Genomic DNA, 932 nt, shown 5'->3' on the forward strand with positions numbered 1-932 from the left:
AAACCCCCGCACACAAAGAATCGGACACTCTCTCGGCGACCCCGCCGAAGTACTCGAACGCGCGGATATGAGCTGCAAGCCACGCGTCCTGGCGCTCATCCGCGCACGCGCAGGCGAACACCATGCCCGAATACGGCAGCGAAGCGACAAAGATGCTGACCTTCGAGCCTTGTCCGCCGGTGGGGTCAAACAACCGCATCTTCGTGCCTGCCCAGTCCACCTGCATCGTATGGCCCGGGGCATGGGTGATCCTGGCGGTCAGCCCGGCTGCATCAACGTGTTGAGCCACAAGTTGGCGAAACCGCTCGTAGCTGTAGTACCGCTGGCCTGTGCCCGCAGGCTGTGCGGTGTAGCGGCCCCACAGCACCTGCAGGGTCACCTTGTTGCGCCCGGTGCGCGCTTTGGCGACAGCGTCGAAATCGATCGGGACGAAATCCCCCTGAGCATGGCTGCGCCCGTCGACGAACCAGTCCGCCAGCTCATGATCCGCAACCCCACGAAGTTGCTCACGGGTTGTGATGTTGTGTTCCACCAGCGCATCACGAGCCTTTTGCACCGTGGTGTGCGAGCACCGCGAACTCGAACAGATTTGGCGGACAGACCAGCCTTTGAGCACTTGATCCATTACCGCCCGGTAGTCAGTCACAATCAGACTCCTCTGGTAACGCCGCGTGCCCTGAAGTCACGCGGTCACCAGAATCCTCCCCCGGACTGTTACTGGATGCTCACCAATGCGTTATTCGATACTCACCACGGTGTTACTAGATACGACCGCGCAACACTGTGGCGCGGGAGATAGATTGTTCCTATGAAAAAGCTTCCACTCCTTGCTGCAACAGCAGCACTACTCATCACAACACTGTCCGCGCCTGCTGCTAACGCCGAGCTGACCCCAACTTGTTGCGACCGGCTAGTTGGTAGCGGTGTGGTGA

1 pseudogene is annotated in these 932 nt (G+C 60.1%); it reads right to left on the reverse strand.

Features of this window, described 5'->3' with window-relative positions:
* Positions 1-646 (reverse strand): annotated as a pseudogene (locus HMPREF3151_RS06825) (DDE-type integrase/transposase/recombinase); the annotation flags it as partial.
* Positions 647-932: the final 286 nt, after the last annotated feature.

It is taken from the genome of Corynebacterium sp. HMSC05H05, from assembly GCF_001807265.1.
Classification (GTDB): Bacteria; Actinomycetota; Actinomycetes; order Mycobacteriales; family Mycobacteriaceae; genus Corynebacterium.